Source organism: Mycolicibacterium helvum (genome assembly GCF_010731895.1).
Taxonomy (GTDB): Bacteria; Actinomycetota; Actinomycetes; order Mycobacteriales; family Mycobacteriaceae; genus Mycobacterium; species Mycobacterium helvum.
In genome coordinates, this window is record NZ_AP022596.1 from 4,103,381 (window position 1) to 4,129,463 (window position 26,083).

The following is a 26,083-nucleotide window of genomic DNA, read 5'->3' on the forward strand; positions in this document are numbered from 1 at the left end:
GAGACGACGAGGACGTTGGACCGTTCACAGGGGCCGAGGCAGTCCGTTATCCGAAAATTGGATATGTCCTTCAGCAGCTCGCGCAGGATCACCTCCTGAGCGTCGTGGTCGAACCCCGAGTGCTTCCTCGTCGTACCGCAGCAGCAACCACGGCACATGGCGACGGTGGGTCTGGACTTATCCAACGCCATGATGTCAATTCCTTCCGAGTCTTGAGGGGTGTCAACGCCAGATTGCGCTCAGCATTGCGATGGTGTCGACCGTCTCGGGGACATCATGGACGCGGATGGCGTCCACCCCTGCCGCCCACGCCGGCGCGATGACGGCGAGAGATGCCGCGAGACGGTCGTCCACGTCACGCCCAGTCACCGCTCCCAGAAACGACTTCCGGCTCACACCGAGTAGTACCGGAAAGGGCCCGCTGCACAGCTCCGGTAGGCGGTGCAGAAGCGCCAGGTTGTCGGCGGGGGATTTCCCGAAGCCAATGCCCGGATCGACCCACACGTGGGAGGCGCCGCTGTCGATCGCGGCCTGGCCGGTGTCGGTGACGAACGCTGCGATGTCGGTGCAGACGTCGTCGTAGCGTGGGTAGACGCCGGCGACCACCGGCACGGTGTGTGCGTGCATGCTGACGTACCCGACCTCGAGGCGGCCGGCCACCTCGTACAGCTTGCCCGACACATCGTTGACAATGCGAGCTCCCGCCCTGACGGCGGCCTCGGCGACCTCGGCGTGCCGGGTGTCCACCGATACGATGCCGAATCGAGCCAGCTCGGCCACCACCGGTACGACGCGGTCGAGTTCTTCGGCCACTGACACCGGATCGGCGTCAGGTCTGGTGGATTCGCCGCCGACATCGACCGCCCAGGCGCCGGCGTCGAACATCTGCTGTCCCGCGCCGACCGCCTGCTCCAGCGTCTCGAATCTGCTTTTGGCCCAGAAGGAGTCGGGGGTTGCGTTCAAGATCCCCATCACCCGCAGCGGTGTGGCGCGGCGCCGTACACCTGTCACGAGTCTGGTGCCCAATACGCCAGCATCTCGGCGAAGGTGTCGAACGCCGGCGCGGAGACACCGTAGGGCGCCTCGAAGTGCAGGCTCAACGGATAGCCGAGCTCGGCGACGCCATCGATGACTCGCTTGTACAGGTCGAGCAAAAGGCGGCGCTTGGCCTCGGGTTCGCTGGTGGCGAGGGTGCGGACGAATTCTTGTTCGGCGGCGACCGCCTCGTTACCCCGATCCTGGATCAGCCAGTCGATCAGACGGACCCGGCTCTCCATCTTGGGGACGAAACCGAAGGACAACAGGATCTCCGGGCGGTGGTCGCTGAACTGTGCGAACTCGCCCAGGAATCCGACGATCGCATCGGAGTAGAGCAGCTGCGTCATCCCGAACGTCGCGCCCTGGTCGCACTTGAAGTCGAAGCGGCCCTGCTCACCGTCGCGGGTGGGGATCAGGATGACACCCCGGTTCTCGAAGAGATCGTCGAATTTCGAGAGCGCGTCGGTGGGTGGGATACCGCCGCCCTCCCCGTCGCTCATCGTGCGGGGCACACCCACGAAGATGACGCCGTCGAACCCGGCGTCACCGAGACCGGTGAGGCGGTCCCGCAGCGCTCGTTCATGATGGAAAGGGGTTACCTGCGTGCATAATCCGTGCACATCGGGGAGCTCTGGGCGAATGATCGACCAGAAGTCTGCCACGTCGAGTTTGGGTTTCATCTCGACCGGGCGGTCGTCGTCTTCCGGGATCATCCCGGGGATCATGACGTGGCCTATCTGCCCGGCGAGGCCGGTCTGGTCCGATAATTGCAGAACCTTGTGTGCCTCGGCGCGGGCGTGGTCGGCGCCAAGTTCGGTGTTGGGTGGGACCAACTCCAGTGCGATGGTGTTCAGGGGCACGAGGCGCCTCCGATCTTGTCATGGGAACGTTGCGCCCCAGGGAAGTCCCTGGGGCGCAACGTATCGGGCGGTCAGGCGCCGGCGCGGACCTGCTTGGCCGCTTCGACCATGTTGTGTAGTGCGGCTTCGACCTCGTCGGTCTTGCGGGTCTTCAGACCGCAGTCCGGGTTAACCCACAGCCGCTCTGGACCCACCGCCGACAATGCCGCTCGCAGTCCGTCGGCGATCTCCCCGGTATCGGGTACCCGCGGCGAGTGGATGTCGTAGACGCCGGGCCCGATGCTGTTGGCGAAACCTGCGGCCGTCAGATCTTCGACGATCTCCATGTGCGACCGTGCGGCTTCCACCGATGTCACGTCGGCATCCAGGTCAGCGATCGCCCCGATGATCTCGCCGAACTCGGAGTAGCACAGATGCGTGTGGATCTGGGTGGAGTCCGCGACACCTGATGTCGACAACCGGAACGATGACACCGCCCAGTCCAGGTAGGCGTCTTTGTCCTCGCGCCGCAACGGAAGTAACTCACGCAATGCCGGCTCGTCGACCTGGATGATCGCGATTCCGGCGGCCTCCAGATCCACCGTCTCGTCCCGGATGGCCAGCGCCACTTGGGCAGCCGTCTCGGATAGTGGTTGATCGTCGCGCACAAAGGACCACGCCAGGATGGTCACCGGTCCGGTCAGCATGCCCTTGACCGGCTTGTCGGTCAGTGACTGCGCGTAGGTGGCCCAGTCCACCGTCATCGGCTTGGGGCGGGCGACATCCCCGTAGAGGATCGGCGGGCGCACGCAGCGAGTGCCGTACGACTGGACCCAGCCGTTGACCGTGGCGAAGAAGCCGTCGAGTTGCTCGGCGAAGTACTGCACCATGTCGTTGCGTTCCGGCTCGCCGTGCACCAGCACGTCGATACCGAGCCGCTCCTGCAGCCGAATGACCGACTCCACTTCGGCTTTCATCCGGTTGGTGTACTCGTTCTGATCGAGCTCACCGGCCACTAGCGCTGCCCGGGCCTTGCGGATCTCGACGGTCTGCGGGTACGAACCGATGGTAGTTGTCGGCAGCGCGGGCAGGTTGAGCCGTGCGTTCTGGCTCTCCCGGCGAGCAGCGGCAGGGCCGCGGGTCCGGCCGCCGGCCAGGATCGATGCCAGCCGTGCCCGGACATCGCCGTTGCGCAGCCGGGGATCCGATTTGCGGGATGCAATCGCGGCGGTGGCCTCGTCGATGGCGGCGGCGACTGCCTCGCGGCCTTCCCGCAGCGCACGGGCCAGCGTCGCGACCTCGATGACTTTCTCGGATCCGAAGGCCAGCCAGCTGCGCAGGGCCGCGTCGATATCGGACTCCGCGGCGAGGGTGTATGGGACATGCAGGGTTGAGCACGATGTGGAAACCGCAACATGGGCCGCCGATTCGCGCAGTTTTTCGAGCGTGCCAAGTGCGGACTCGAGGTCGGTGCGCCAGACGTTGCGCCCGTCAACGATGCCCGCGACAACGGTCTTGTTCGTCAGTGCCGGCACAGCGGCGACGGTGGCGGCTGAGCCGGCCACCAGATCGACGCCGATCGCCTCAACGGGGGTGCCGGCAAGGGAGGTCAAGGCATCGGTGAGTTCGCCGAAGTATGTTGCCACGAAAATGGCCGGACGGTACGACAGATCGCCGAGGACGCTGTAGGTGTGTCGCGCGAGATCGGCTGCGTTGTCAAGGATGTCGGTGGCTAGCACCGGCTCGTCGAACTGGACCCACTCTGCACCGTGGTTTGCCAACGTGCTGAGGAGAACTGCGTACACAGCGACGAGTTCGTCGAGCCGGCTGATCGGCACTGCACCTCCGTCGACTGCCTTCGACAGCGCCAGGAAGGTGAGCGGCCCCACGATGACCGGGCGTGCTGAAATCCCCAGCGCCTGAGCTTCTTCCAACTCGGCAATTACCTTTGTGGGATTGAGCGCAAACTGCGTACCGGGACCGATCTCTGGAACGATGTAGTGGTAGTTGGTGTCGAACCACTTGGTCATCTCCAGGGGGGCAAGCTCTGCCGTACCACGGGCAGCCGCGAAGTAGCGGTCCACCTCATCGCTGACCGCACTGTACCGGGCGGGCAGTGCGCCCACCAGGACCGCGGTGTCCAGCATGTGGTCGTAGTAGGAGAACGTGTTGACCGGAACGGAATCCAGGCCGGCGGCGGCGAGCTCGGCCCAGGTCTGCTTGCGCAGCTCAGCGGCCACTGATTCCAGCTGGGCCTTGTCCGTGCGGCCGGCCCAGTAGCTCTCGATGGCCCGCTTGAGTTCGCGGTTGGGCCCGATCCGCGGCGATCCCAAAGTTGTTGCGGTGAATGGTGAAACGGTACGAGACACGAACAGCGTCCTTCTGATGCGACGGGATGCTCATCGCCATAGGACGTCTGCCAATGCGGTCGTGCCGACCGCTGGTGGACATCCGCCCATTCCACGAGGCGATGCGCCGCTGGGCGCGGCGCACCCAGCACAACTGGCAGGTCTTCGGACTCGCAGGCGCGCACCGAGTCGGTGCACCTAGTGGCCGTCGCTTCCCAGTCGTGAAGACCAGTGCTGGTGACGGCGGTCGTTCCTGCATACCGCTGCGGGACAGTCCCGGATTCTCACCGGGTTCCCTCTCACGTCACACCTGAACTAGCGTGTGCCGTTCGATGTGGTGACCATCAGGTCGCCACAGACCAGTTGCACTGGTCAGCCTACCTCTCCGGCCGATTGCGCAGTATCGCCGTGGGCGATTCAGAAGATGAGGCCGGTGGCTTTGGTGGTGGCGGCAGCGAACCGTCGTTGTACGTCAGCCCAGTTGACCACGTTCCAGAATGCCTTGACGTAATCGGCTTTGACGTTGCGGTACTGAAGGTAGTAAGCGTGCTCCCACATATCGACCTGTAGCAGCGGAATGATGCCCAATGGCACGTTGGCCTGCTGGTCGTAGAGCTGGAAGGTCAGGAGTTTGTCGCCGAGGGTGTCATATCCCAGGACCGCCCACCCGGAACCTTGCAGACCGTTTGCGGCCGCGGCGAACTGCGCGCGGAAGGTGTCGAAAGAGCCGAACTGGTCATCGATGGCGGCGGCCAGGTCGCCTTCGGGCTTGTCGCCACCGGAGGGGGAGAGGTTCTTCCACCAGATCGAGTGGTTGACATGGCCGCCGAGATGAAACGCCAGGTTCTTCTCGTTGAGGAAGATCGCGGCGTGATCGTTGTTGGCGCGGGCTTCTTCCAGCTTCGTGACGGCGTCGTTGACGCCTTTGACATACGCCGCGTGGTGCTTGCTGTGGTGGATCTCGTTGATCTCCCCGGAGATATGGGGTTCCAGTGCCCCGTAGTCGTAGTCCAGCTCAGGCAGGGTGTACTCGGCCATGGGGTGTCCTCTGCTTTCGTGCTTGTGGGCAGTTCATCGACGTGTGGTGTGACGATCAGTCGTACTTCAGCCTATCTGTTCACATGTTCAGATGATACGGTGGGTTTGTGGGTCGGCCGCGGGCACCGCAGTCGATGCAGCACATCACTAACCGCCATCCGGTGGCCAATGGTGCCGCGGCCGTCCACGCCACGCCTGAAGTGCCTCTGGCGCAGCAGTTTTCCTGGTGGTTGAGCCGGAACTTGCTGGGCTCAGTAATCCCAGGTGGCGGGTACGCACCGGAAGGCGTCACCGGCGGTCGCCACGTGACAGACTGACGGGAACGGCAGGTGCGTGGCTACCAGTGCGCCGCCGGTCGCCGCCAGCTCGCGCAGAAGTTCCACCCGGACGCGCGTCGCCTCCGCGGGGTCGTGCTCGAAACCGTTCTGCCACTCGGGATTATCGAATCCGACAGCGAAGACCGCATCGCCGGCGAAGGTCAGCTGATCACCGCCAGACTCCAGCCGTACGATGCTGTGCCCGGGTGTGTGGCCACCGGTGCGACTGATGAGCACTCCCGGTGCCACCTCGTGCTCAGTCTCGAACGGTCGCAGCTGGCCGCGGTAGTCGTTGAGGAATTGGGTTGCCGTTCGTCGCAAGACGTCCGGGATCAGCTGGACCGCCTCGTGAAGGTGCTTTCCGCGTGCCTGAACGCAAGATGGTTCGAAAAGTCATCCCGAAAGTGAGATGGGGCGGAGTTAGAACTCGCTTCGTCCGGTGATGTGCTTGAACGAGTGGTCCAAGCGTCGCGTCATACGTCTCGTATCGTCGAGATCCCGGTCAGGTGCGGTATCGGCGGAATCATTGATGCCCGCTGCGTAGGTGCCCGACACCACGGCCGACCAGACCCTGACGGTTCGCAGAATCAAGGGGTCTTCAGGGTCCATGCCGTAGTGATCGGCGAGCGCGAGCGGCAGCGTCTGCTTGCGTCGCTCCGAGATCGCGGTCGCCACGGTGCGTGAGGCCATCGCCAGCAACCCCATCTGTTGCATCCGCTGCAGGGGGACGGTCCCGGTACCGTCGATGATCCCACTCAACATTGCCTTGTGGGCCCGACCCAGTGCGTCGACGAGATCCTCGTCTTGCTCGCCGTCGGCCAAGCACTTGATGGCAGCGGCCAGCATGTCGTCGACGACCTCAAGGACGACCGACTCCTTGGTCGGGAAGACCTCGCAGAGGGTCTGGATGGGTATTCGGCATGTGTTGGCGACATCGTGGAGTGTCGTATGACCGAATCCGCGCGCCAGGAACAACGGCAGGGCAGCATCGATCACCGCACCGCGGTCAAACTCTGCTGTCGAATCCATGGCTAGAGGATCGTAGGCCTCCCAGGGCAATAGCGCCCTTCCACTAAGCCAAATCGAGTAAAGGTGGCTCCGGAGAACCGTCGCGATGCGAAGGTGGATCCAATGTGTCGACGAATGTTGGGCGCCATACTCGCGGCTGCCGTGGGCCTGGCTTCCGCGCCGGTGGCGGCTGCCGGCGATGACGACTGCAGTCTTCTTCTGCCGGCGGCCGATCGGCTGGAAACCGTGTTCAACGAGGTCGCCCCGACCGGCACACCACCATGGGTGGCAGCCCAGGTACGAGCCCCGTTGAGTCCGCTGCACAACTTGAGCAGCCCGCCCGGGATCGATCTGCGGATCCGGTCGAACATGGTGGCATCGCAAATCGACAACGGCGACCCGTACCGGCCGGCGACCCCGGAACGACTTGCCAGCGATCTAGCCAAGGCCAGAGACCTGCTGAACGCGGTCCGTGACTACTGCGCACCGTAGCGCCTAGTTGCCGCCGACGCCCCAGCTCTTGATCGAAACACGTTCGGCGTCAGGCCAAATGGCCCTGGCGGCAGGAGAATTGCAGAAGTAGTCCTCCGCCTGGCGGATGCTCATATCGACCGCGTGCAGGCCGTCTTCCTGGTGGGCGCGGCAATTGACGGTCAAGACCCGGTTGGTGGCAGGATCCGCATCCAAGACTTCGATCGTCAACACCACAACGAGTGTGTATCCCGCTCCGGTCGGCAGGTAGAAGGTGAGATCCCGGCTGGCAAGGCCACCGCCGTTGGTCACCAGATAGCCGTCGCCACTGGGATATGTGGCCTGCCCGACCATTTGGGTGCGTTCGTAGTGCTGGCTGTCCCCGTGGGCCCGCCACACCGCGAAGCGGGTATTCGGGTTCGCCCCGTTGAGCAGATTCTGCGAAATGGGGATGATCAGCTCATCGCGGCCGTCGCCGTCGACATCCTGTAACCCGACGCCGCCCGGGGCCGACGGTTCGAGCAGTTCGTCGATCGTCTGCACCACCGCTCCCGACGGGTCGGTCACGGTGACCTTCACCGCCCTGGGGTGCGGCAGTTCGGGCACGCTCCAGTACTCGACCGCGAAATCGAGATCACCGGAGTGCAGGGTGCAGTCCACTTGCGGCGATTTCCCTGTCGGGGTGATAACCGGGTTCGATTGCGGACAGGGCGGCAGCGAGGTGTCCGCCCCGGCTACCGGGCACAGCGTGCTCGTTGCCGCTATCGTCACGACGGCGACGAGTAGCGACAGCCGATTCACGGACGGGGCGCCGGCGTGGCCGGGGCGGGCGCGGGAGCTGGAGCAGGCGCGGGAGCCGCGCCGGGTGGCGGAGCGGGTGGAGCCCCAGGAGCTGGGGGAGCCGCAGGGGCGCCAGCTCCTGGGAGCTGTTGCTCCTCGGGCGCCTTGGTGCCGGTCTTGGGGCCGATATCGGTGACCTGCCAGGCATTGCCGATGTTGTTGACGGTCACCCGCAACAGGATGATCGACACCTTCGGGGTCGGGTTCTGCAGATTGCGGGTGGTTTGGTGGGCCGACACCACCACTTCGTAGGAACCGTCTTGTTGCAGGACCGGATCGGTGGCCAGCACCTCACCGGTGGAGCTGACCTGAGCCTGCAGCATGACCGCTTTGAGTAGGTCGGTGGCGTTGACGTACTTGTCTTTAAGCTGTTGCGAAACACCATCTTCGACGGCGTGGAAGAAGGCGTCTGGGTCTTCGAAACTGTACGTCAGTGACTTCATTGCGTAGTCCCTGGCGAGCTGTGCCGCGGCCGCGCGATCCGACTCGCTCTGGCGCAGCTGGGCAAGCTGGTCGCTAACCTGCCGATACTTGATGAACCCGAACACTCCGCCGGCGATCACCACCGCCACCAAAACAATGGCAATCCAGAGCCCGCGGCTCTTCGACCACTGCCGACGCGTGGGGGACGGGTCAGCTGGCGCAGTGTCCTCGGCCGTGGCCCCGGCTGTTGCCGGGGTCGCGGTGTCGTCGACTGTTGTCTCATCACCAACAGTTGGCTCGCTCATGTGGAGATCTTCCTTGGTTGTCGCGTGGTTCGTGGTCACTGGTGCCACTCGGGTACGTTGAGCTGAACCCGCACGCCACCGGTGTCGTTGAACGTCGATTCCCAGAAGTCGAGCCAGTGCCCGGCGTCCACCTTAACGTCGTGCAGCGGTGCCATCGCAGGCTGCAGGATGGTGGCGAAGGTACTCAGCGGGCCGGCCAGCATGTCGAGCCATTCGCCCAACTTGGCCACCAGGATGCCGACTGGGTCCTGAGGGCCGATCACGCCTATGCCGGTATGCGACAGGATCTCGATCTGGTGGATCAGCTGCAAGAAGGCCGGCACTGATTTCGGCAGCATTGTGCCGGTCTCGCTGATGATTTCGCCGGCGTGGAGCTCGCCCAGGTTGGTCGTGAACGTGGAGACGTTGCTGAACAGCGTACCCAGCAGTTCCTTGTCGTCGCGGATCACTTTGGCCGTCAACCCGGCGGTGACGGCCAGCGAGTCGATGGTCTCGTCGTTGCCCTTGAACGCCGCGGACATGTCGTTGATGATGCCGTGGATCTGGTCGAGGTTGAGCGCCGTGAACAGCACGTTGGCCTTGGTGAGCAGATCGCTGGCGGTCACGATCGGGGCGACCCGCTCCGCGGGGATCACCGCCCCGTCGGCGAAGTACGGCGGCGCAATCAATTTCGGCCGGAAATCAATGTACTGTTCGCCGGCGGCCGACAGGTTCTCCACGCTGATCGTGCTGTCGGCGGGGACTTGATACTTGCTGTCGACGTCCATCGAGACCGCCAGCCCGCTGTTGGTGGTCTGGATCCCGGTCACCCGGCCGACCTTGATGCCGCGCATCGTCACTTCCGAGGTGGACATCAAGCCGCCGGAGCTGTTGAGCAGCAGGGTGAGTCGGGTGATCTGCTTCGTGGGGCCCATATCGAGTACACCGAACGACATGTAGGCCGCGCCGGCCAGCGTCATGACCACCAGGATGGCCAGCGTGGTGCGCGCACTGAATTTCATGGCACCAGTCCCATCGTCTGCATGGTCTGTACCGCCGCGTCGGCCTTGTCCGCGGGATCGACGCCCTCCTGTCCGGTCGGCGCATGAAGTTCGGTGATGGTGTATTTCGGGCCACCGTTGCGGAAGAAACCGAGGAGCTTGTAGCGCAGCAAGGCGACGAATTTGTCAGCGATCACCGGAATCGTGGTATCCGCGGTTGCCATCGTGTGGATCATCGGTGTGATGTAGGAGAGGATCTGCATCAGGTCACCGGCGATGGGGTTGATGAGATCGCCGCCGAGCTTGCCGACGTCCCGAGAAGCGCCGACCACGTTGAGGATCGCGATCGTGACCGCCGATAGGCCTTGGAGTTTGGCCGGGCCCTCGGTGACCAGCCGATTGAACACCTGCGTGTTGGCCGCGAAGCCGGAGGTGATGTTCTCCATGCCGTCGAGCATCTTGTTGATGGTGTCCTGATTGGCGGCCAGGTCATTGAGCACGCCGGCAACGGTGTGCTGCATCCGGGTCAGCTCGCCCGGGTCCTGGGGGAAGGCCTTGTTGACGTTGACCACGGTGGTTTGCAGCGTGCCGATCGCGCCGCCGGCCACCAGGTTCGACATCGAGCGCAACAGGTCTTCGACGTTGTCGGCCGGTGCTGTGTTGCGTAGCGGGATGGTGTCGCCGTTGCCCAACACCGGCCCGGACTTGTCATCCGGCGGGAGTAGCGCGATATAGATGTCGCCCAGCGGGGTTGCCTGGCGAAGTTCCGCCCGGGTGGTGACGGGGAGCTTTGTGTCACCGGCGATCTCGACGTAGGTGACCGCGGTGGTGCCCTCGAGCTGGACGCGGTCGAGCACGCCGATCTGCACCCCGCCGGAGTCGACCTTGGCCCGCGCGGGCAGGTTGAGCACGCTGGCGAACTCGATCTTGATGTTGTAGGAGTGCCGGGGGGTGTAGGCGCCCGGCACGGGTAGCCGAGTCGGATCCAGCGAGCATGCCGCCGTCAGACTCAGCGCCACGGTGGCCAGCAGTATGCAGAGCGTGCGCATCGATCGTCGGATCATGGTGACAGCGCCGCCCCCAGAACGAGATTGGTAAGGCCGAGGGTGATCGGGTCCGTCGGCGTGCCCGACGCGCACGCCGCGGCCGCGCCGGGGATATTGCGTTCTTTGAGTCCCGCACAGATGGCGCCGGCCTGCGTCGGAGCGATCGACACCTGCGGTGGGATGTAGGTGACGTTGTGGGTGCCCCACGCCGGTTCGTAGATATCGGCGATCCAGTGGCTGAATTGCGGCCACGAATTGATCATCGCCGTGATGGCCGGGATGTGTCTGTTCAGCAGGTCCCGCAGTCCGCCGAAGCGGGCGTCGAACTTCTCATAGAACCGTGGCCCGAACCGGTTGATCGCTTCGATCAACGTGGGAAGCAGATGTGACACATAGGCCATCGCCGCTCCGAAATTATCCGAGAGGCCTTCCATCAACTGCGTGGTGACTGGCAGAGTTCGGATCACTGAGGCAAAGCTGTCCCAGTTCTTGAGGAAGTCCGAGGTGAGGATTTCGCTGTTCTCGAATAGCTGCCGATAGTCGGCGTCGGCTTTATACGGGTCGGCGAGCATGGTGACCAGATTGCGCATTGTCTTGTTGATGCCGGGTCCGGTGCCCTTCAGCGAATTGCTGGCCGCGGACAAGCTGTCATTGATGGCTTGCACGCCCGGGGCCTTGGAAGGGTCTTGGCCCGGTTCGGATCCCAGGATAGCGTCGGTGAGATTGCCGATGGCAGAGAATGTTTCGCTGACACTGATCGGGGTCTTGGTGGCCTTCAGCTTGATGCACCCGGGGCCGGTGAATTTCGGGCCGCCGGTGTAGGGCTTGGTCAGTTCGATATGTCGGTCGGTGACGATCGATTGCGAATAGGTGACCGCACCGACGTCGGCAGGTAGCACGAGATCGGCGGGCACGGTGAAGTCCACCTCGACGTGGTCGGGCTTGTTGACGATCGCGGTCATCGAGCCGACCTCGATACCCAGCAGCGCCACCTTATTGCCCGGATAAAGCCCTACCGCGTCAGTGAATTCGGCGCACATCGCGCGGGTGGGATTGATCTTGGGTGTCAGGACCTTGATGCCCACGACCACCGCGACCGCGATGATGGCGACGATGACCACCGCGACGGCGATACCCCGCCGCGACCGTAACGGGGAGCCGGTTCCTGACATCTTGGCCATCTCAGCAGGTCTTCATGATGTTGGGCAGACACAGGTCTTGGCCGGGGACCAGCCGGTTGTGCTGGTCGAAGGTGACGCCGTTCCCACTGAGCATAGGCCCGACGATATTGAGCGTCTGGCCCAGACCGTCCAGCGCCATACCCCAACGCTCGGGGTGGGCTGCGAGCGTGTCGCTGATGTCTTCGATTCCCTCGGCGATGGGCATGACGTCTTTGCCGTACCACATCGTGAGGCGGTCGAGGATGCGGGTCAATTCTTTGATCAGACTGAAGAACTCGACGATGTCGACGGCCTTCGAGGTGTACATCTGGCCGAGGACATCGAACTGTTCGAATAGTGCGATCAGCTGCGCACGTCCGGCGGTCATTGCCCGCAGTCCGTCGTTGACGAAGTCCAGGCCGCGATGAAAGTCAGCGGTGGACTTGCTCATCGATTCGGTCAACTGATCCGCAGACTGCAACAGGTTACGCACCGCGTCGGGATAGGTGTTGGCGGCATTGGCGACCTCAGCGAAAGTGTCGTGGATGACCTGGCCGTCCACTTCTTTGACCACTGGGGTCGCCGCTTGAATGATGTCGTTGACTTCGAACGGCAAGGTCACGCGTTGCGGCGGAATCCCGTTGCGGCCCAGCGGCATCGTCCCCTTGGGGTCCAGCGCCACATAGTGGCCCCCCAACGGGGTCAGCAGTTTGATGTCCAGGGTGGAGTCGGAGCCGACCTTCACCGCGTTGTCGACGTCGAACTTCATCTCGACCAGGGCGCCGTCGAGGCGGACGCTGGTGACCTTGCCGACCGCGATTCCGGCCACCCGTACCTGATCGCCGGCGCGCAGGCCGGCGGAGTTGGGCATATGCGCGGTATAGCCGGCTTCGTCCGCCGGATTCAGGTAGGCCATCGCGGTGCCGGCGAGCGAGGCAATGATCACGGCGACGCCGATGATGCCGTTTCGGCGATTGCGAATGGCCGTGGCGCGTTCGTCGCGCGAATTATGCCGTCCGCCGATTCGGGCGCTCAATGCGCTGAGGCGATTGCCGCGTTTGATCACCGGCACACCACCAGATTCTGTTGGGCAAAGGAAACCTCGCCGATACCGGGCAGGGTCACTTCGCCACGCGTGCAGGAAAACGTTGGTGTCGCGGGTTGTTCATCGACCAGCCAGTCCCGCATGCCCTGGATCAACGATGGAGCGAGCGACAGGCCTGCGATGATCGTGGGGGTTTGCGGCCACATCCGGCTGGACAGGTCGTAGAGCGGACCGGTCGTCCCGTCGAACGTGCGCTCGAAATACTGCAGAACGTGGGTGGTGCTGCGCAGGACGGGCAGTCCGCTGTCCAGGGCGGCGCGGAATTCTTCAGCCTTCGAGCCGAATTTCGCCAGCACCTCGTTGAGCTGGGAGATGAGCGCAAACAGTTGTCCTGATTTGCCACCCAGATCTTGGGAGATCGCGCTGAGATTGCGGATCATGGTGGTGATCACGACCTGGCGGTCGACCGCCAGCTTGGAGATTTCGTCGAGGTCGTGAAGGAATGGGCCGATACCGGATTCGTCGCCCTGAATCAGCCGCAGCAGGTTCTCGCCCAACAGATTGAACTGGGCGGGGTCAAGGGTCTGGAACATCGGCTGAAACCCGTTGAACAGCTTCGCGACATCGAACGACGGGATCGTCTGTCCGATCGCAATGATGCCACCGTCCGGCAGGCGGTTGTCGGGCTTGGGTGGCTGGACAAGCTCGACGTAGCGCTGACCGATCAGGGTCTGATAGCGCACCGCGGCAACGGTGTTGGTGTACAGCGGATGGTCGGCTTGGGCGCTGAAATCCACCTTGGCGACCCGCCCGTCGAGCCGGATGGTCTGCACCTTGCCGACTTGGACCCCGGAAATGCGGACGTCGTCACCGACATAGAGACCCGACACATCGGAGAACGTTGCCGTGTATCGGGACAACGCTCCGGTGACCGGACTGCGCAGGGCTGTCAGTACGACGAGCGTGCACACCACGGCGACCGCGGTGAAGATCGTCAGCCAAATCACGGATTTGGTAACGCTTCTCACCGGCCACCCCCTTGTGGCGCCGCGGAAGGGGAAGCGGGGGCTACCGAGTCTGCGGCGGGCAGGGCCGCCGCCAGCCCTGGCATGGTGTCCAGGGTGAGTTCGAGATTCAGCCGGACTTTCCCGTTGATGATCGGAAACGCCGTACTGGTGCGATCCAACAGACCGGATATCCGGTCGTAGGCCGGCGACATACTCCCGACGGCGTAGGAGTACGGCACAAGGACACTCATGATCCCGCCGAACAACGGGACGAGCCACGTCAGGTGCTTGGCGAAAATCCCGTCAGTGGTGAACAGCAGCTTGCTGAGCTGGTCCATGATCTGGTTCATCCGATCCACCCCGTCGGGGTGCGCCAGGAAGTCCATGCCGTTGAGCAGGTCATAGGCCAAGCTGACCAGCGGCACAGCGTCGCTGACCCCGTTGACCACCGAAGCGAGCACCGAAAGTGATTCCGAGAAAGGCACTTTCTGGGAGTCGGTGAGCATCTTGATCAGATCGAAGTAGGACCGGGTGACCGGTTCGGTGAGGTCGGAGTGCTTGCGCACGATCCCGATGATGTGGTCGATATCGGGAGAGTCCATGATCCGGCCGAACTTCTGGCCTTGCCGCAGCAGTCCGGTGATCGATGCGGACTTCACATTGGTGTCGACTGTCAGGGTCTGGTTCGGGCTCAACCGGGGACCCGTTCCGCTGCTGACCAGCTCGACCGCCGCGAGGCCAAAGGTGTTGGAGGACATGAAATTCGCCGTGGTGTCGGCGGCCAAGGCCGCGGCCTGGCGCGGCTCGAGCTCGAGGGTGATCTTCTGCTTGTTGAAACCGGCCGACTGCAGGGTCTTCACCGAACCGATGGTCAGGCCACGGAACTTGACCTCCGCGCCCGGGGTCAGCCCCTCGCCGAGTTTGTCGGCCATCACCGTCAGTTTGAACGTGTCGGCGTAACTCCCGGTGCCGAGTTGATAGAGCACGGTGCCCGCGACAGCCAGCACCACCGCGGCAATGAGGCCCCGAACTCGCAACGCGCGCGAACTGGGTGTCCGCCCTCCTTGGTCGGCAGATACAGGCATGCCCTATCCCGAAATCCGAATCCCGGGACTGTTGCCCCAGAACAACAGCGTCAGCACCATATCGGCGGCGACGACGGTGACGATGCTGGCCCGGATGGCGCGACCTGAGGCTCGCCCGACACCTTCGGGACCGCCGACGGCGTAGTAGCCCTGGTAGCCGTGGATGGCGATGATCAGCGTCACGAAGATGACCGCCTTGAGCACCGAGAAGATCACGTCGGAGGGTTGGATGAACGAGTCGAAATAGTGGTAGTAGGTGCCAGATGACTGCCCGTGCAAGACGTTGACCACCAGCGCGCACGACACGTAGCTCAGCGCCAGCGTCACGACGTAGAGCGGAATGATCGTCAGCATTCCGGCGATCACCCGGGTGGTCACCACGAACGGGATCGACCGAATCCCCAGCGCTTCCAGCGCATCGATTTCCTCGGAGATCCGCATGGCGCCGATCTCGGCGGTCATCCGGCAGCCGGCCTGGGCGGCGAAACCGATGCCGGCGATCATCGGCGCCATTTCCCGGGTATTGGCGTACGCGGAGACGAATCCGGTCAGCGGGCCCATCCCGACCATGTCCAGGGCGCCATACCCTTCGATGCCCACCGAACCGCCGACTGCCGCGCCCATGAACACCAGTACGCCAATGGTGCCGCCGCCGACGATCAGCGACCCATTGCCCCACATCACGTCGACCAACAACACCCCGGTCTGGTTCCGGTAGTGCTTCAGCGTGTGCGGGATCGCGCCGAGCACCTGGGCCAGAAAGCTGACTTGATGGCCGAGGCGCTGGAACAGGGAGTCGCCGCGGTCGGCGATCCACAGCGGGGCGCGTACGACGCCAGGCATATGTCGAGACGGTGCTGAAATGCGAGCCATCAGCCCATCCTGAGCGGCATGGACATCGACACGCCCTGAGTGATGATGAGGTTGAGAACGAACACCGCGACCACGCCGATGACGACCGAGGCGTTGACCGCGTCGGCCACACCCCGCGCACCGCCGCTGGCTTCGAGGCCGCGCTGGCAGGCCACCAGGATCACAACCACCCCGAAGAGCCAGGTTTTGAGCATGGCAACCACCACGTCGCTGACGCTGGCGAACGACGCGAACGACGCGATGTAGCTGCCGGGCGTGCCGGACTGGAAGCCGACGTTGATCGCGTACCCCGCCGCCAGCCCCATGAAGATGATGAATGCGCACAGCACCGGCGCCACGAACACGATCGCTGCCAGTCGCGGGGTGACCAGTCGCTGCACCGGGTCGACGCCCATCACGCGCAGTGCGTCGACCTCTTCGCGGATGGTGCGGGCGCCGAGGTCGGTGGCCACGGCTGAACCGGCCGCGCCACCCAGTAACAATGCCGCCACCATCGGTGCACCCTGCCGGATCACCCCGAGGCCGCCCGCCGCACCCGAGACCGACGAAGCGCCGACCTGTTGAATGAAGTTGCCCACCTGCACCGCCACGATCACCCCGAACGGGATGGACACCAGCAGTGCCGGGATCGCCGTGACACTGATGATGAACCAGGCCTGGTTGATGGTGTCTCGCCATGGGTGGCGCAGCCGGGCCAGGTCCGCGATCAGGAAGCCGAACGCCTGTCCGCCCAGGCTGAAGAAGCGGCCCAGCGTCTGCAATGACGAATCCATTTGAAGCAGCACATGCCTAAGCGGTCTGCTCAGGATCGTGATGACCTCGCGGCCGGTCGATACCTCCGCGACCGGCTCGACCGCGTCCTGCGTGGCGGGCGTCGCCGGCGCGGCCGAAGTATCAGGGGAGACGGTGTCGCCGTCGGTGGTGGAGTTCGGGCCGACATCGACGCAGGCAATTTCGATGTCTTCTGGCTCGGTCGCTGCTTGGGCCGCCGTCGCGTCATGGACACCTGCGGTCAACGGCGGGCACCTCCTTAATTGCTGGCAAAACTACTTCCCCCCAGCAAAGTTCGAGCGTGGTTGTCGTGCGTTCACCAGCGGTACGGGTACGTGCGTTGTACCAGCGGCGGCGTGCGTGTGTTCGCGGAAAGAACCTCAGTGTGAGGTACGCCACAATCGAGCGTCAAGCGCTGTTGGTGCTTGGCTGGGCGGGCCGATGCGAGCGCAGAGTTGCGGCGGGGTCAATAACGTGCGCAGACGGGGGAAATAGCCGTAGATCGTCGTAAGTTCCCTGGATCGGCGATGCTTCGCGTCGGCGGGCGGGCGTCCGCTCGTCCAGCGCCGGCCTCACATCGTCGCGGACTGCACAGGTAATTGACAGTGTGACCGACCGGCGACGAGCCGAGGTTTGGCACCGTGGCCGATCGCGACTGCGAGGGCCGAAGCCTGGTCGTAGGTGGGCGCAGTGATTCGGACATCGTCGTGTTCACATTTCGCGCTTGCCCGGTCGGCATCCGGTTTCGGCAAATACCGCTACGGCGCGGCGCGATTGTCTGTCAGATCGCCAAAGCTCGGCGAAGAACTGGCCGTCTGCACTAGGGTTCGTGCAAGTTAGACAGACTAGGTGGGGGTCATGGCGAGCGCTGTTTCTGGGCAGGTGCCGGGGGCGACTGCGCTCGAACGTCATGCCGGTCAGCTCTGAGCGCAACGGCGCAGCGGATGGGCGCAGGCGAGTAGTCGACTACATCGTCGAACACCTGGCGCGGCGCGGCATCCGGCATATGTTCGGTGTGGACGGCGCCAACATCGAAGACCTCTATGACGCGGCCTACGGCTGCTCCGACGTCACCGCCGTGGTCGCCAAGCATGAGTTCTCCGCAGCGGCCATGGCGGACGCCTACAGCCGTGCCGCGGGCGGCATCGGCGTCGTCGTCGCGACATCCGGCGGTGGCGCCCTCAACACCATCCCGGGGCTGGGGGAGTCGTTCGCCAGCCGCGTCCCGGTCCTGGCGCTCATCGGCCAGCCACCTACGACGACGGACGGCCGCGGGTCATTCCAGGACACCAGCGGTCGCGGCGGCGCCCTGGACGGGGAGGCTTTGTTCTCGGCGGTGTCCGTTTTCTGCCGGCGGGTGCTGACCCCGGCCGACATCGTGACCGCGTTGCCGCAGGCCCTTGATGCCGCGACAGCCCACGGTGGGCCCGCGGTGTTGTTGCTGCCCAAGAACATTCAGCAGGCGCTCATTGAGGTGCGGCCGCACGAGGTCACCGAAGGGACGGCGCGCCGGGTCGGGGACCTCGGCGCGCTGGTCGAGTTGATCCGCAACATCGACGACCCGGTGACGATCATCGCCGGCGACCAGGTCGCTCGCGACGATGCCCGCGCGGAGCTGGAGACGCTGCGAACGGTTCTGCAGGCGCGCGTCGCCACCGTGCCCGACGCGAAGGACGTGGTCACCGCCGAGGCCGAGCTAGGGGTGACCGGGGTGATGGGGCATCCCGCGGTGGGTGCCGTGCTGGCCCAGAGCGGGCTGTGCCTGCTGGTGGGCACCCGGCTGCCGCTGATGGCGCGCGCCGGCCTGGAGCAGGAATTGGAATCGCTGCCGATCGCGTCGGTGGGTTCGGCGCCGCCATATCTACCGGGCACCCACGTGGACAGCGACGATCTGCGCGTGTCGCTGACTCTGCTCGCCGACGGGTTGGCCGGTTCCACGCAGCGCCGGCCGATCGCGGAACGGGTCGCGCGCGGTGAGCTGACACCCCCGGCGCACGTCGGGGAGGGGGTGCGTTACCGGGAAGCGATGCTGACGCTGGACGCGCTGCTGCCGCAGGACAGCGACATCGTTGTCGACGCGGGCAATACCGGCGCAGCCGCCATCCACTGGCTGCCGGCGCGCCGCGACGGCCGATTCCTGGTGGCGCTGGGGATGGGCGGCATGGGATACAGCTTCGGCGCCGGCATCGGGATGGCCTTCGCGCGCGAACGTCGTACGGTGGTCATCGCTGGAGACGGGGCATTCTTCATGCAGGGCATGGAGATTCACACCGCACTGCACCACCGGCTTCCGATCACCTTCGTGCTGTTCGACAACCATGCACACGCGATGTGTGTCACCCGTGAGCAGGTGTTCTTTCGCGATCGCTACAGCTACAACCGGTTCGGCCCCAGCCGGCTCGGCGCCGGCCTGGCCGCCATGTTCCCGGCATTGCCGTCGATCGAGGTCACCGAGATCGCCGAACTGGCGGTAGCGATCAAGGCCGCGCTGGATGTCGAGGGTCCGTCCGTGGTGGCCGTCGAGTGCTCAGCCGACGAAATCCCGCCGTTCACAGCCTTCTTGGACGAATCACTACCGAGGGAACACTGATGACACTGCCCGCACTCGAGGACATCACCGCCCACCACAATCAACGGGTCGGGGGCGGCGCCGATCCGATTCCCGGGCTGATGCGCATCGAGACATCGCCCAGGGAGAAGGCCACCCCGATCCTGATGGAGATGATCCACGCGGTCTATCCGCATGACGACGTCTTCGGCGAGTTCTGCACCGTCAACGATTTCATCGACTGCCCACCCGACGCGCTGTTCGACTACCTCGCCGACACCCGCTCGCTGGAGGAGTGGACGTACAGCCTGCGCGGGTTCACCCCCACCGATGAAGAGGGGCTCTGGCTGGCCCATGACCGCCTCGGCAGCGAGACCGAGATCTACACCCGCACCGTCGCCAACCGCGAGGCCCGCACCGTCGACTATCACTGCGCCTGGGACCAGGGCCGGCATCTGTGGATGATCTATCTGATGCGCGTGGTGGATGCGCAGGTGGTGTTCAACAAGCCGGGATCGGTTGTGCTCTGGACCAACTGCCACCATCCGTTCTACGACGACAATCCGTATCCCGAGACCGCGCCGCCGGAGCGTCCGGTCTGGGTGGGTGACTTCTGGGAGATGTTCGGCGCGGGCCACGAGCTCGAGCTGAAGAATCTGAAGGCCATTGCCGAGTACCGGCACCGCAACGGGCTGCCCATCACCCCGGACTGGATGCGAACATCATGAGCCCCGCCCAGCCCGCGGTCAGCCTGATCGACGTCGCCACCTACCTGCCCGAAAATCGGGTTCCCGCGCAGTGGTACACGCAATTCGGCGACAACGACGATCTGCGTGACAATCCGATGTTCCGACCACCGGACTTCCGTCATCACGCCGCCGACGACGAATCCAATGTCGACATGATCGAGCGCGCCGTCGCCGAATTGGTGGCCCGCCACGGGGCCGACGTGCTGGGCGAGGTCGACGTCCTGCTCACACACTCTCAACTGCCCGATCTGCCCATCCTCGGGGCAGGCGGCGAGGTCGCCAAGCGCTTGGGGATCAGTCCCGAGTGGATCATCGACGTGCATAACGGCGGCTGCGCGGCGTTCGTGTTGATGCTCAAACTGGCTCGCCAGCTACTGGTCAGCGGCGCCGGTCGCACCGCGCTGATCGCCGTCGCGCAGAACGCCGCAGGCAAGATCTTCGAACAAGACCAGGTCCGCAAGCTGGCCCAGGCGTCGGTCCCCGGCGACGGCGCAGCCGTTGGATTGGTCACGCTCTCGGACAACTCGCCGGTGCTCGACATCGAATGCCGCTACTTCGGCGAGAACGCCACCGACATGACCCTGGCGGCCGATCCAGCGCGGCGGTGGTGGGAGGCCGGCCCGGGACAGGGCTACGTGGGGTTCAACGAGGGCAAGATCATCAAGGTGCTCGCCCGCGGTAACCGGCAGGTGCCCCAGGTGGTGCGTGCGGTGTGCGACCGCATCGGAGTGAAGCCGGGCGACCTCGACCTGCTGGTCACCAACCAGCCCAACCGGTTGCTGCTGCGCAACTGGAATGAGGCGCTGGGGATTTCACCCGAACGTCACCGCGATACCTTCCACGAGTGCGGCAACCTGTTCGCGGTCGCCATCCCGGTCAACTTCGAGGCCGCGATCCGCGATGGCCAGATCGGGGCCGGCGACATCGTCATGATGGCCGGGTTCGCGCACGCCGGAGACTTCGCCGGTGCCGCCGCCATCCACTGGGGCGGAACCCGGAAATGACGGCAGCCGGCCGACCGCCGACGACGCTGGCCGCGGTCACCCAGGACATCATCGGACTCATCGGATCCGAAACCGACGGCGCCGCCATCGATCTCACGGCGGACTCAGGCCTGCAAGACGCCGGCCTGGATTCGGCCCGGGTGCTGTCGCTGGTCTTCCGCATCGAAGCCCGCTACGACATCGACTTGGACGCCGAGGACGGTGACGACCTGCGCACCATTGGTGAGCTGGCTCAGTTGGTACTACGCCGCATTCAGGAGCGCCCGTGAACGGCGCCCCGGCGATCCAGCCCAAGTTCGAGACGCTCACCGAAATGCTCGACAGTGCAGCGCACAGCGGCCAGAGCCTGTTCTTCGTCGACCGCAACGAGAACGACATCGACGTGTCCTTTGCCCAGATTCGCCGGCACGCCGGCGAACTCGCCGCCGGCCTGCGCGCCGCCGGTGTGCGCCCCGGCGATCGTGTCGCACTCGTGCTGCCGACCGGGCCGGACTTCGTCGCCAGCTTCTTCGGCGTGCTCTATGCGGGTGCCATCCCCGTGCCGCTGTACCCACCGGTGCGCCTTGGCAAGCTCGACGAGTATCGCCACCGCACCGCGGCGATGCTGCGGGCAGTTCAGGCGGTCCTGATCGTCACCGAGGATCGGATCCGTCCGCTACTGGAGTCCGACGAGACTCGCTGTCTTACCGCAGCCGAATTACACGGCAGCGAAAGCGATGAAATCAGGCTGTCTGCAACTGATCTGGCGTTGGTTCAATTCTCCTCGGGCACCACGCACGATCCCAAGCCTGTCGCCCTCACTCATGGAAACCTGCTGCACAACCTCGCCGCGATCGCCGACTACTTCGTCCGGGCAGGCATGCCCGAGCAGGTGGGTGTCACGTGGTTGCCGCTGTACCACGATATGGGGCTGATCGGAAACCTGTTGATGGCGTTCTATCTTCCCCGCCCTTTGGTGTTGCTGCCGCCGGAACTGTTCCTTGCGGTGCCCGCCGCGTGGCTGCGCGCGATCTCGCGACACCGCGGCACCGTTACCGCGGCACCCAATTTCGCTTTCGGCTTGTGCCTGAAACGGATTCGCGACGAGGACCTGGCCGGTGTCGACCTGAGTTCGTGGCGGTTGTGCCTGAACGGCGCCGAGTTGACCAGCGCCGAGGTTCAGCGGCGATTCAGCGAGCGCTTCGGGCGCTGGGGATTCGATGCCAGCGCCTTCACTCCGGTCTATGGGCTGGCCGAGGCGTCGCTGGCGGTGACCTTCAAGCCGGCCGGCAGCATGTTCGGAGTCTGCGAGCTCGACAACAAGGAGCTGGTGAGCACGGGTCGCCCGTTGGCAGGGGTCGAGGTCGAAATCCGCGGAGACGATTCGCGTCCCTTGCCCGAGGACCAGGCTGGACACATCTTCGTGCGAGGACCGAGCGTGATGGCCGGTTACTTCGGCCGCGCCGACCTCACCGGTCAAGTGTTACATGACAGCTGGCTGGATTGCGGTGACCTCGGATTCATCCATGCCGGTGAGCTTTTCGTCTGCGGGCGCAGCAAGGAGACCGTGATCATCCGCGGGGCGAACCACGCACCCCAGGACTTCGAAGCGGCACTTGACGGGATAGCCGGTGTCCGCACCGGCTGCGCGGTGGCCGTCGGCTACCTGCCGGTCGACGCCGACGATGAGGCACTGGCCATGCTCGTCGAGACCACCGCTGATGCACCCGACGACTTGGCGGTCGACGTGGCAGCACGGGTGCTGGCGCGCACCGGTATTGCCGTCGGGCACGTCGAGCTACTGGCGCCGGGTACGTTGCCTCGGACATCCAGCGGAAAACTCCGCCGGCTGGAGGCGCGTACCCAGTGGCTGGCGGGAACGCTGTCGTCGTGTTAGCGGGTATCGCTCGGCTTGCGACGCACGCTCCTCGCCGGATGATCGCGGTCGCGGCGCTCGTTCTGGTCGGCACCGCGGCATTCGGAATTCCGGTGGCCGGCCGGCTTTCTGCCGGCGGCCTCACCGACCCCGGCGCCCAGTCGTCACAGGCAAGGACCCTGCTGGCCCGCACCTTTACCCAAGGTGACATGCCGCTGCTGATCACCGTCAGCTCGCCTGCCGGCGCGAATTCCAGCGCTGCGCGGACGGTGGGCACCGAGATCGTGCAGACGCTCACCGGGGCGCCGAATGTGGCGATGGTGACCTCGCCGTGGACCGCACCACCGTCCGCGGCCGCATCGCTGATCAGCAAGGACGGCACGATCGGCGTCATCGTGGCAGGCATCACCGGCGGTGACAACGGCGCACCCAAGAACGCCGGCGCACTGATCAGCAAGGTCGTACACGATCGTGACGGTGTGACCGTGCGGGCCGGCGGTGAGGCAGCGCTGATGCTGCAGATCACCCAGCAGAGTGAAAAAGACCTGAAGATTATGGAAGGCGTTGCGATTCCGCTGAGCTTTCTGGTTCTCGTCTGGGTGTTCGGCGGCCTGGTGGCGGCCGCGCTGCCGCTGGCGGTCGGTGCCGTCGCGATCTTCGGTGCGATGGCCGTTCTGCATGTGGTCACCTTCGCCACCGACGTGTCGATCTTCGCGCTCAATCTCGCTGTGGCACTGGGGCTGGCGTTGGCCATCGACTACACGCTGCTCCTGCTGAGTCGGTTCCGCGACGAATGTGCTGCTGGTGCGGAGCGCAACGAGGCGCTGATGCGCACCATGGTCTCTGCGGGCAGGACGGTGTTGTTTTCCGCGATGACGGTGGCGCTGTCGATGTCGGCGATGGTGCTCTTCCCGATCTATGCGCTCAAGTCATTCGGCTATGCGGGCGTCGCTGTGGTCGCGTTTGCCTCTCTCGCCGCTGTTTTCGTGACGCCGGCCGCGATCGTGTTGCTTGGCGACCGCCTGGACTCGCTGGATCTACACCGCTGGCTGCGACGCCCGGTCGCGGCCGTACGCCCGATCGAGGAGAGCCCGTGGTATCGGCTGGCGATGTTCTCGATGCGCAGGGCGGTACCGGTCGCAGTGGCGATCGTCGCGTTGTTGGTCGCGCTCGGTGCGCCCTTTCTGACCGTCAAATGGGGGGTTCCCGATGACCGGGTCCTGCCGACGTCGAGTTCGTCGCACGTGGTCGGCGACCAGTTGCGCACGCAGTTCAGCGCTGACCTGGCCAAGAACCTGACCATCGTCATACCGGATGTCAACGGCGTCAGTCCGGTCCAGCTCGACAGCTACGCTGCCGCGCTGTCGCAGGTCTCCGACGTGTCGTCGGTGTCCTCACCCGGCGTCACCTTCGTCGGCGGTGCCTCCGTGGGACCGCCGACGGCGGCGACCGCGATCACCAACGGCAGCGCGTTCCTCACCGTCACCAGCACTGCGCCGCTGTATTCGCGCGCATCCCAGACGCAGCTCGACGCGCTGCAAGCCGTTCCCACTCCGGCCGGCCGGCAGGTGCTGATCGGTGGGACACCCCAGGTCAACCAGGACACCGCCAGCGCGATCGCATCCCGGCTGGGTCTGGTGCTGGCGATCATCGCCGGTATCACCTTCGTGCTGCTGTTCTTGATGACCGGCAGCGTCGTGGTTCCGCTGAAGGCGTTGATACTCAACGTCTTATCGCTGACCGCCGCATTCGGCGCGTTGGTGTGGATCTTCCAGGACGGCAATCTCGGCGCCCTGGGCACCACCTCAACCGGGACTCTGGCGATCAGCATCCCCGTGCTGTTGTTCTGTATCGCCTTCGGCCTGTCGATGGACTACGAGGTGTTCCTGGTGTCGCGCATCCGTGAATTCTGGCTGGCGAGCGGCAAGTCCGCCGCGGACAACGACAGAAGCGTCGCACTGGGGCTGGCGCGCACCGCGCGAGTGATCACGGCCGCCGCGCTCATCATGGCCATCACCTTCGCGGCGCTGTCCGGCGCGCAGGTGTCGTTTCTGCGGATGCTGGGAGTCGGTCTCACGTTGGCGATCCTGGCGGATGCCACCCTGGTGCGCGTCCTGCTGGTCCCGGCCTTCATGCACTTGATGGGCCGCTTCAACTGGTGGGCGCCCAGATCGCTGGTGTGGCTCCACCAACGAGTAGGAATCCGGGAGGCACCCCATGTCTAAGGCTGCGAAGGTGCCGCCGGCCTGGCTCGCCCGCGCCGTCGAGTGGACGCGCCATCATCTGCTTCTGCTGCATCAGCGGATGCTGCCCGCACCTATGGCGATGATGGAACTGGTGGTGTCGGGGTGGCCCGCGCAGGCGATCACCACAGCCGCGCAACTGGGTATCGCCGATGCGCTCGCCGACGGGCCGCTGGCGATCGACGAGCTGGCCGCGCGGGTGGGCGCCGACGCCGATGCGCTGCGCCGGCTGATGCGGGCGCTGATCGGCCGGGGAATATTCCGTCGCCGACGCGACGGCCGCTACGCACTGAATTCGCTTGCCGCCACCCTGCGTTCCGGCGCGCCCATCTCGCTGAGGGGGGCGGCACTGTTCCAGGGCTCCCAGGAGCAGCGCGAGCGCTGGACTCTGCTGACCGACTCGGTCCGAACGGGTGAGTCCATCGTCCCGGCATTGCGTGGCATGGATGGCTTCGACTACCTCGTCGAAATACCCGATCACGCCGAACTTTTCGATCAAACGATGACCAGCCTTGCCCAGATGACGCTGGCCGTGGTGGTGGCCAGCTATGACTTCGCGTCCCATCACACCATCGTCGACGTCGGCGGGGGACAGGGCGCGATGCTGGCCGCCATCCTGGCTGCGACGCCCACGTCGAGGGGCGTTCTCTACGACGTGCCGCGCGTGGTCGCCGGCGCCCCAGAGTTGTTGCGCACCAACCATGTCGCCGACCGTGTGCAGATCGTGGAAGGGTCCTTCTTCGACCACGTTCCCAGTGGGGGCGATGCCTACCTACTCAAGAACGTCATCCATGACTGGGCGGACGACAAAGCATTGCAGATCCTGCGCAATGTGCGGGCGGCAGCCAAGCCGGGAGCCACCGTGCTGCTGGTCGAGATGGTCGTTCGCGAGAATGGCCGCGACGGCCCGGAGAACTGGGTGGATCTGGAGATGCTGCTGAATTTGGGATCCCGCGAGCGAACCGCGCAGGAGTACCGGAATCTGCTGCAGCAAAACGGCTTCCGGATGACCCGGGTGGTGCCGACCGCCTCACCGCTCAGTGTGGTCGAGGCTGTCGTCGACGATGCGTCACCGGGCTAGGCGGTGGCG

The 26,083-nt window shown here is 64.9% G+C and carries 23 protein-coding genes, 1 pseudogene and 1 riboswitch; of the genes and pseudogenes, 8 read left to right on the top strand and 16 right to left on the bottom strand.

Going from position 1 to position 26,083, the window contains the following annotated elements; translation table 11 throughout:
* Positions 1-222: 222 nt before the first annotated feature.
* The 6 genes and pseudogenes from folP to G6N38_RS19270 form a co-directional block, all read right to left on the bottom strand.
* Positions 223-1,011, bottom strand: a complete 789-nt coding sequence (gene folP / locus G6N38_RS19245) for a dihydropteroate synthase (RefSeq protein WP_246227308.1) — start codon at positions 1,009-1,011, stop codon at positions 223-225.
* Positions 1,008-1,898, bottom strand: a complete 891-nt coding sequence (locus G6N38_RS19250) for a mycobacterial-type methylenetetrahydrofolate reductase (protein ID WP_163749663.1) — start codon at positions 1,896-1,898, stop codon at positions 1,008-1,010. The genes folP and G6N38_RS19250 overlap by 4 nt, the downstream gene beginning before the upstream one ends.
* 71 nt (positions 1,899-1,969) lie before the next feature.
* The gene (gene metE / locus G6N38_RS19255) at positions 1,970-4,246 is read right to left on the bottom strand and encodes a 5-methyltetrahydropteroyltriglutamate--homocysteine S-methyltransferase (protein ID WP_163749664.1); all 2,277 of its coding nucleotides are present in this window, start codon (positions 4,244-4,246) and stop codon (positions 1,970-1,972) included.
* 118 nt (positions 4,247-4,364) lie between these two features.
* Positions 4,365-4,570, bottom strand: a riboswitch (cobalamin riboswitch).
* Positions 4,571-4,642: 72 nt separating this feature from the next.
* Positions 4,643-5,263: a superoxide dismutase gene (locus G6N38_RS19260; protein WP_163749665.1), complete on the bottom strand. Its 621-nt coding sequence runs from the start codon at positions 5,261-5,263 to the stop codon at positions 4,643-4,645.
* 251 nt (positions 5,264-5,514) lie between these two features.
* Positions 5,515-5,919 (bottom strand): annotated as a pseudogene (locus G6N38_RS19265) (MBL fold metallo-hydrolase); the annotation flags it as partial.
* An 81-nt stretch (positions 5,920-6,000) separates the two neighbouring features.
* A complete protein-coding gene (locus G6N38_RS19270; protein ID WP_163749666.1) occupies positions 6,001-6,609 on the bottom strand; it encodes a TetR/AcrR family transcriptional regulator in 609 nt (202 codons plus the stop codon).
* A 114-nt stretch (positions 6,610-6,723) separates the two neighbouring features.
* Between G6N38_RS19270 and G6N38_RS19275 the strand changes: the two genes are divergently transcribed.
* Complete coding sequence (locus tag G6N38_RS19275) at positions 6,724-7,080, top strand: hypothetical protein (RefSeq protein WP_246227311.1); 357 nt, start codon at positions 6,724-6,726, stop codon at positions 7,078-7,080.
* Between the two features lie 3 nt (positions 7,081-7,083).
* Here the strand turns inward: G6N38_RS19275 and G6N38_RS19280 are convergent, their stop codons facing one another.
* The 10 genes from G6N38_RS19280 to G6N38_RS19325 are packed head-to-tail and all read right to left on the bottom strand — an operon-like array spanning position 7,084 to position 16,839.
* Positions 7,084-7,860: a hypothetical protein gene (locus G6N38_RS19280; RefSeq protein ID WP_163749668.1), complete on the bottom strand. Its 777-nt coding sequence runs from the start codon at positions 7,858-7,860 to the stop codon at positions 7,084-7,086.
* Positions 7,857-8,627 carry a hypothetical protein gene (locus G6N38_RS19285; RefSeq protein ID WP_246227313.1) on the bottom strand — a complete coding sequence of 257 codons (771 nt, stop codon included), beginning with the start codon at positions 8,625-8,627 and terminating at the stop codon, positions 7,857-7,859. The genes G6N38_RS19280 and G6N38_RS19285 overlap by 4 nt, the downstream gene beginning before the upstream one ends.
* A 35-nt stretch (positions 8,628-8,662) precedes the next feature.
* Positions 8,663-9,628: an MlaD family protein gene (locus tag G6N38_RS19290; protein ID WP_163749669.1), complete on the bottom strand. Its 966-nt coding sequence runs from the start codon at positions 9,626-9,628 to the stop codon at positions 8,663-8,665.
* Positions 9,625-10,671, bottom strand: a complete 1,047-nt coding sequence (locus tag G6N38_RS19295) for an MlaD family protein (RefSeq protein WP_163749670.1) — start codon at positions 10,669-10,671, stop codon at positions 9,625-9,627. The genes G6N38_RS19290 and G6N38_RS19295 overlap by 4 nt, the downstream gene beginning before the upstream one ends.
* Positions 10,668-11,825 carry an MlaD family protein gene (locus G6N38_RS19300; RefSeq protein WP_246227315.1) on the bottom strand — a complete coding sequence of 386 codons (1,158 nt, stop codon included), beginning with the start codon at positions 11,823-11,825 and terminating at the stop codon, positions 10,668-10,670. Before G6N38_RS19300 ends, G6N38_RS19295 begins: the two co-directional genes overlap by 4 nt.
* A gap of 10 nt (positions 11,826-11,835) precedes the next feature.
* Positions 11,836-12,885, bottom strand: coding sequence for an MlaD family protein (locus G6N38_RS19305; protein WP_246227317.1), 1,050 nt, complete (start codon positions 12,883-12,885; stop codon positions 11,836-11,838).
* Complete coding sequence (locus G6N38_RS19310) at positions 12,876-13,886, bottom strand: MlaD family protein (RefSeq protein ID WP_163749672.1); 1,011 nt, start codon at positions 13,884-13,886, stop codon at positions 12,876-12,878. The genes G6N38_RS19305 and G6N38_RS19310 overlap by 10 nt, the downstream gene beginning before the upstream one ends.
* Positions 13,883-14,950, bottom strand: coding sequence for an MlaD family protein (locus tag G6N38_RS19315; protein ID WP_163749673.1), 1,068 nt, complete (start codon positions 14,948-14,950; stop codon positions 13,883-13,885). The genes G6N38_RS19310 and G6N38_RS19315 overlap by 4 nt, the downstream gene beginning before the upstream one ends.
* A gap of 3 nt (positions 14,951-14,953) precedes the next feature.
* Positions 14,954-15,793 (bottom strand): MlaE family ABC transporter permease, encoded by an 840-nt coding sequence (locus tag G6N38_RS19320; protein WP_246227319.1) that lies wholly within the window; start codon positions 15,791-15,793, stop codon positions 14,954-14,956.
* Positions 15,794-15,822: 29 nt separating this feature from the next.
* Positions 15,823-16,839: an MlaE family ABC transporter permease gene (locus G6N38_RS19325; RefSeq protein WP_407662769.1), complete on the bottom strand. Its 1,017-nt coding sequence runs from the start codon at positions 16,837-16,839 to the stop codon at positions 15,823-15,825.
* A gap of 665 nt (positions 16,840-17,504) precedes the next feature.
* On the opposite strand from G6N38_RS19325, the gene G6N38_RS19330 reads away from it, so the two are divergent.
* From G6N38_RS19330 to G6N38_RS19360, 7 genes are read left to right on the top strand one after another with little or no spacing between them, the layout of a single operon-like run.
* Positions 17,505-19,184 (top strand): thiamine pyrophosphate-binding protein, encoded by a 1,680-nt coding sequence (locus G6N38_RS19330; RefSeq protein WP_163749674.1) that lies wholly within the window; start codon positions 17,505-17,507, stop codon positions 19,182-19,184.
* Positions 19,184-19,870 carry a DUF8713 domain-containing protein gene (locus G6N38_RS19335; RefSeq protein WP_163749675.1) on the top strand — a complete coding sequence of 229 codons (687 nt, stop codon included), beginning with the start codon at positions 19,184-19,186 and terminating at the stop codon, positions 19,868-19,870. Before G6N38_RS19330 ends, G6N38_RS19335 begins: the two co-directional genes overlap by 1 nt.
* Positions 19,867-20,895, top strand: a complete 1,029-nt coding sequence (locus G6N38_RS19340) for a 3-oxoacyl-ACP synthase III family protein (protein ID WP_163749676.1) — start codon at positions 19,867-19,869, stop codon at positions 20,893-20,895. Before G6N38_RS19335 ends, G6N38_RS19340 begins: the two co-directional genes overlap by 4 nt.
* Entirely contained in the window at positions 20,892-21,164 is a 273-nt protein-coding gene (locus G6N38_RS19345) for an acyl carrier protein (protein WP_163749677.1), read from the top strand. The genes G6N38_RS19340 and G6N38_RS19345 overlap by 4 nt, the downstream gene beginning before the upstream one ends.
* Positions 21,161-22,771 carry an AMP-binding protein gene (locus tag G6N38_RS19350; RefSeq protein ID WP_163749678.1) on the top strand — a complete coding sequence of 537 codons (1,611 nt, stop codon included), beginning with the start codon at positions 21,161-21,163 and terminating at the stop codon, positions 22,769-22,771. Before G6N38_RS19345 ends, G6N38_RS19350 begins: the two co-directional genes overlap by 4 nt.
* Complete coding sequence (locus tag G6N38_RS19355) at positions 22,765-24,975, top strand: MMPL family transporter (protein WP_163749679.1); 2,211 nt, start codon at positions 22,765-22,767, stop codon at positions 24,973-24,975. Before G6N38_RS19350 ends, G6N38_RS19355 begins: the two co-directional genes overlap by 7 nt.
* Positions 24,968-26,074 (top strand): methyltransferase, encoded by a 1,107-nt coding sequence (locus G6N38_RS19360; RefSeq protein ID WP_163749680.1) that lies wholly within the window; start codon positions 24,968-24,970, stop codon positions 26,072-26,074. The genes G6N38_RS19355 and G6N38_RS19360 overlap by 8 nt, the downstream gene beginning before the upstream one ends.
* The last annotated feature ends 9 nt before the right edge of the window (positions 26,075-26,083 follow it).